General features: G+C 39.7%; 5 protein-coding genes and 1 pseudogene. 4 read left to right on the plus strand and 2 right to left on the minus strand.

Annotation, left to right across the window (positions count from 1 at the left end; genetic code table 11):
• The first annotated feature begins 198 nt into the window (after nt 1-198).
• Genes SD31_RS09105 through SD31_RS09115 form a run of 3 tightly spaced genes read left to right on the plus strand, consistent with a single transcriptional unit; the run spans nt 199 to nt 2885 of the window.
• Nucleotides 199-1347, plus strand: coding sequence for an acyl-CoA dehydrogenase family protein (locus SD31_RS09105; RefSeq protein WP_231561393.1), 1149 nt, complete (start codon nt 199-201; stop codon nt 1345-1347).
• Complete coding sequence (locus tag SD31_RS09110) at nt 1340-2179, plus strand: hydroxymethylglutaryl-CoA lyase (RefSeq protein WP_052258868.1); 840 nt, start codon at nt 1340-1342, stop codon at nt 2177-2179. Before SD31_RS09105 ends, SD31_RS09110 begins: the two co-directional genes overlap by 8 nt.
• A gap of 1 nt (nt 2180) precedes the next feature.
• Entirely contained in the window at nt 2181-2885 is a 705-nt protein-coding gene (locus tag SD31_RS09115) for an enoyl-CoA hydratase/isomerase family protein (RefSeq protein ID WP_052258869.1), read from the plus strand.
• Nucleotides 2886-2903: 18 nt separating this feature from the next.
• Here SD31_RS09115 and SD31_RS20905 read toward each other — a convergent pair whose 3' ends face one another.
• Together SD31_RS20905 and SD31_RS20910 are read right to left on the minus strand one after the other, a co-directional pair.
• On the minus strand, nt 2904-3416 hold the full coding sequence (locus tag SD31_RS20905; protein WP_316929836.1) for a segregation/condensation protein A: 513 nt from the start codon (nt 3414-3416) through the stop codon (nt 2904-2906).
• Nucleotides 3394-3711, minus strand: coding sequence for a segregation and condensation protein A (locus SD31_RS20910; protein WP_316929835.1), 318 nt, complete (start codon nt 3709-3711; stop codon nt 3394-3396). The genes SD31_RS20905 and SD31_RS20910 overlap by 23 nt, the downstream gene beginning before the upstream one ends.
• 147 nt (nt 3712-3858) lie before the next feature.
• Between SD31_RS20910 and dxs the strand changes: the two are divergent.
• Nucleotides 3859-5786: pseudogene (gene dxs / locus SD31_RS09125) on the plus strand (1-deoxy-D-xylulose-5-phosphate synthase).
• Nucleotides 5787-5988 lie beyond the last annotated feature (202 nt).

Genomic DNA, 5988 nt, shown 5'->3' on the forward strand with positions numbered 1-5988 from the left:
GCCGTCCAGCCGATTCAACGAAGTTTTTCGTATTTACGATTTTTAATATTTGTCTTAGTTAAGATCGCATATAATTATTATATAATTGGTCATTTCAAACTTTCCTAATATTCTTTAAATTATAAATACAGTAAAACAAAATTTGTTTTGCTATACTTATATATAGTATAAAAACAATTATAAACTTAAGCAAAAATTATGATGTACTATAAGGAGTCCGAACAAATGGCTCTGGTGCGTGAAAGTGCACGAGAGTTTTCCCGTACGCACATAAAACCTCATGTTATGGAATGGGATGAGCAGCAACATTTCCCTAAAGATCTGTTTCATAAGATGGGTGAATATGGGTTTATGGGAATTTTAGTACCGGAAGAGTATGGTGGTGCAGGATTAGGCTATCAGGAGTATATCACCATTTTGGATGAGATATCGAAAGTATGTGGATCTATAGGTTTGTCTGTGGCAGCACATAATTCGCTCTGTACAAACCATATTCTTTCTTTTGCCAATGAAGATCAAAAACGCAAGTATCTTCCTAAGCTGGCTTCAGGCGAATGGATAGGTGCTTGGGGCCTGACAGAAGCGGAGTCGGGTTCTGACGCTGGTGGGATGAACACTACTGCCGTGCAGGATGGAGACTATTGGATTATCAACGGATCAAAAACTTTCATCACGCATGCTATTAGTGCTGAAGTGGCAGTGGTCATCGTACGTACTGGGCAAAAAGGTGATAAACATGCCATGACAGCCTTTATCATCGAAAAGGGAACAAAAGGTTTTTCGGCAGGTAATAAGATGAACAAGCTGGGGATGCGTGCTTCAGAAACAGCATTCCTATATTTCGATAACTGCAAGGTACATAAGGATCAGGTCATCGGTAACGTTGGAGAAGGATTCATACAGGCTTTAAAATTACTGGATGGAGGTCGCATTTCTATAGCCGCCTTGTCGCTGGGAATAGCGCGTGGTGCTTACGAATGTGCTTTGCGCTACGCCAACGAGAGAAAGCAGTTCAATAAGAAAATATATGAATTTCAGGATGTTTCATTTACCCTTGCCGAAATGGCTACCAAGATAGATGCCTCTGAACTATTGATACGTAGGGCAGGATATCTCAAGGATACAAATCAAAAGGTGACAAAAGAAAGTGCTATGGCCAAATGGTATGCTTCCGAAGTGGCCGTAGAGGTGGCTAACCATGCTGTACAGATTCATGGAGGTTATGGTTTTACAAAGGATTATCCAGCAGAAAAATATTTCCGCGACGCTAAGTTGTGCACCATAGGTGAAGGAACAAGCGCTATACAGAAGATGGTAATCTCAAGAGAGCTTATAAAAGATGTCTAAACATATACTTTTGGTAGAATGTACAAGGGATGCTATCCAAGGCATGCATAAGTTTATCCCTACGGAAAGAAAGATACGGTATATCAATGAGCTAATAAAAAGTGCTTATTTTGAATATATAGATTTCGGATCTTTCGTTTCACCTAAAGCCGTGCCACAGATGCAAGATACAGCTGCTGTGTTGGAAGGTATTGAGAAGGTTAACGAAACGAAGCTGTTGGCTATAATAGCTAATGAAAGAGGAGCTATCACAGCAGCGCAATATGGAAAGTTGGACTTCGTAGGCTATCCTTTTTCTATTTCAGAGACGTTTCAGCAACGCAATGCGAATTCCACTATTGCCGAATCCTTAGAAAGAGTGAAGAAGATAAAAGAAATTTTAGCACCTACCCGCATTGAGCTGGTCATTTATATTTCTATGGCATTCGGAAACCCTTATGGAGACACGTGGAACGAAGAGCTTGTACTGCAATGGATTGAAACGTTGCATGCTTTGGACATCAATCGATTTTCTATCGCCGACACTACGGCGGAAGCTACTCCTTTAGCTATAAGTTCATTATATAGAAAAATTACTGTGCAATTTCCTAATTTAGAGTTGAGCATTCATCTTCACAGCCCTCCACAGAATGCGCGTGAGAAGATTGATGCAGCATGGAAGGCAGGATGCACAAGATTTGAGGGGGCTTTGGCAGGATATGGTGGCTGCCCCTTTGCGAAAGATGAACTGGTGGGAAACATTCCTACGGAGCTTCTATTAGAAAAATTCGGCATAGGCACCACAGCATTAACAAACCGACTGAAAGCGGATTTTCAACAAATGATAGGATAAGATGTACAAGTATATTCGTACCGAAAAGGATGGTCATGTCTATGTATTGACGTTAGACCGAGCGGAAAAGAGAAATGCCTTTACACCCACCATGGTCAATGAGATCCACCATGCTTTTCAGCAGGCAAATGAAGACGAAGACATAAAGGTGGTTGTTGTAAAGGCCGAAGGACCTATATTCTGTGCAGGAATGGATTTGAAAACCTTTGAAAATCCGGATTTAGACATACCAAATCCTTACATTGAGAACCAAAATATTTCGCTTGGCGAAGTATTTGACGGATTGTACAAACCTTCCATAGCTGTTGTGGAAGGAAATGTCATTGCCGGAGGTTTTTTGATTGTATTAGGCTGCAGTTATGTTTATTGTAGTAGGTCCGTGCAATTTAGACTGCCAGAATTGGAAATAGGGCTTTTTCCCTTTCAGGTGATGGCTAGTCTTCTTAAAGTTATGCCCGAGAAAAAAGTTCTACAGCTGTGTTTAGAAACTCAATATTTTGATGCTGAAAAAGCTAAAGACTATGGTATTGTGGATGGATTTTTGGAAGAAACCAACATTGAAACATTAATTTCTTCCTTTGCTAATAAATCTACAAAAGCCATGAAACAGGGTATTCAAGCTTTACGAACTTTACCCAAGGTAGATTATTTTGAGCGTTATAAATTTTTGAAAGAGGTTTTGGATAATCTTAAAATGGAAAAATAATGAATCTTTTTCTGTTCGTTATTTTTCCATAATCTCCTCTTCTTTATCCTCTAACATTTCTTCTTCTACTGTTTCTTGATGGTTCGGATCTCGGTTGGCAATAGTGAAATTATTGAATCCCATCCCCACTTCTATTTCTAATAATTTCTGTTGAAGCATTTCTAGGATTGCAAGGAAATTGAATACAAACTGTACTCTGTTTTCCGAATTTTTAAGGATCATCTGGAAATCCAGCTTTTTGTTCAGCTCTAATAAGGTGGAGATAGCCTCTTTTTGCTGCTCTATGGTGTAAGGGAATTTTACTACTGTATGCGTTACCGGATTCACACGATGGGTAAAGTTATACATCAGCTTTTCGTACACCATCATGAGCTTATACAAATCAAAAGAAGAGAGTTCTTCTTCGGTGACTTGTCTTTTGGTGTGTTTGAGATCGTAAGCTATATTCCCCCGGCTATGTAGCTTTTCTCTTTTTTCTTCGAGTACTTTAAGCTCTTCACATACATCTTTAAACTGTTTGTAAAGTATCAGCTTCTGTACAAGTTTGTTCTTTTAGGTCAGGACCGTTTTCCTCTTCCTCAGCTTCCGGACGAGGAAGCAACATTTTGGCTTTGATACGCATCAATGTGGAAGCCACGAAAATGAATTCTGCAGCAAGCTCTATGTTGAGCGAGTGCATCTGTTGGATATAATCCAAAAAGTCGTCCGTAATCTTTGAAATAGGAATGTCGTGAATGTTCAGTTCATCGCGTTCGATGAAGAACAACAATAAGTCGAAAGGACCTTCGAATTGTTCGAGTTTTATTTCGTAATTTGTTGCTTCCATAAAAGTTTATCAAAAATACGATTTTGAGCTATAATATTCATTTTTAATAAAAAAGTAAAACATAGACATCAGATTTTTGTATATATATACATTAGGTAAAAGAATTAATTTGTTACTTTGTAGCGTGTTTTGAAACATATTTAAGGTATGCAAATAGAAGCAGGAGCACTTTTAAAAAACATTCTATATCCGTCGGATTTGCGCAAGCTTAAAGAATCGGATCTAGAACAGGTTTGTAAGGAGCTCAGACAATTTATTATAGATGTTGTTTCTGTCAATGGAGGACATTTTGCGGCGAGTCTTGGCGTGGTGGAATTGACAGTAGCATTACACTATGCGTTGAATACACCTTATGATCAGGTGGTATTTGATGTGGGGCATCAGGCCTATGGACATAAAATATTAACCGGAAGAAGAGATAAGTTTCATACTAATAGAATTTTTGGGGGGATTTCAGGATTCCCTAGAAGAAGCGAAAGTGAGTATGATGCTTTTGGTGTTGGACATTCTTCGACATCCATCTCTGCGGCATTGGGGATGGCTGTTGCCTCCGCTTATAAAGGAGAAACAGATCGTCAGCATGTAGCTGTCATAGGTGATGGCGCTATGACGGGAGGTATGGCTTTTGAAGCATTGAACCATGCCGGAATAGAAAAGTCCAACCTGTTAGTCATCCTTAATGATAACTGTATGTCTATAGACCTAATGTGGGGGCACTCAAAGAGTATCTGACCAGCATTACGACATCCAAAAGTTATAATAAATTTAGAGATGAGCTGATTGCCGTATTGGCCAAGATTTCCAAAAATGGTCCCGATGCATATGGTTGGGCGAAAAAGATAGAGCAAAGTATCAAGGGCACATTGCTTAAGAATGCGAATCTTTTCGAGTCACTCAATTTCCGCTATTTCGGTCCGGTGGACGGACATGACGTAACCAAGCTTGTCAAGACTTTAAATGATCTTAAGTACATCAACGGTCCGAAACTACTTCATGTGGTTACTGTCAAAGGTAAGGGCTATGCCCTAGCCGAAAAAGATCAAACCAAGTGGCATGCTCCTGGCATGTTTGATAAAATCACAGGAGAAATCAAGAAGACGGTTTACGATAAACCGCAACCTCCAAAATATCAGGATGTGTTCGGACATACATTAGTGGAGCTGGCCGAGCAGAACGAAAAAATCATGGGTGTTACACCTGCCATGCCTACAGGCTCTTCGATGAACATCATGATGAAGGCTATGCCCAACCGAGCTTTCGACGTAGGTATTGCAGAGCAACATGCCGTGACCTTCAGTGCCGGCTTAGCTACTCAAGGGCTTGTTCCTTTCTGTAACATCTATTCTACCTTCATGCAGCGCGCCTACGATCAGGTAATCCATGACGTAGCTTTACAGAATCTCCATGTGGTGTTCTGTTTGGATAGAGCCGGCTTGGTAGGAGCTGATGGTCCTACACATCATGGTGCGTATGACATAGCTTATATGCGTTGTGTGCCTAATCTTACTGTAGCCGCACCAATGAATGAGGAAGAACTGCGTAATCTGATGTATACGGCCCAACTGGAAAACAAGGGGCCTTTTGTGATTCGCTATCCTCGAGGCAACGGCGTAATGCCCGATTGGAAAAGACCTTTCAAAGAGATTCCTATCGGTAAGGGAAGAAAATTGGTAGATGGAGAAGAAGTTGCCATATTAACTATAGGTCATATAGGTAATGAAGCTGCTAAAGCCATAGTAGAATTAAATACCGAAGGAATATATCCGGCACATTACGATTTGCGTTTCGTCAAACCATTGGACGAAGAATTGTTACACGAAGTGTTCGGAAAGTTCAACAAAATTATTACGGTGGAAGACGGTGCTCTTCCTGGAGGTTTTGGTTCGGCTATTCTCGAATTTATGTCGGATCATAATTATAAAGCTGAAGTGGTGCGTCTAGGAATCCCGGACGAAATCATAGAACATGGTGAGCAGGAAGAGTTATGGCGCCTCTGTGGTTATGATTTTTCAAGCATCATAAAGGTATGCCAAAAACTATGTAAAGGGCAGCCAACAAGTGCTCAGGTAGGATAATTTATATAGATAAAAAATAGGGAAAGAGCTACAAATTTTATGTAGCTCTTTTTTATTTATTATATAGATATTTATTTCTTAAATTAGAAGGAAGAAAGTTTTCCACACCTAAGCCTATAACGGTTGTCAGAGAAACAAAAAAAAAAAAAACAAAATTTTAATCACGAAATACAAAATGTGTGGAAAAAAATGATTTGACATC

Source organism: Sphingobacterium sp. T2 (genome assembly GCF_000814685.1).
Classification (GTDB): Bacteria; Bacteroidota; Bacteroidia; order Sphingobacteriales; family Sphingobacteriaceae; genus Sphingobacterium; species Sphingobacterium thermophilum.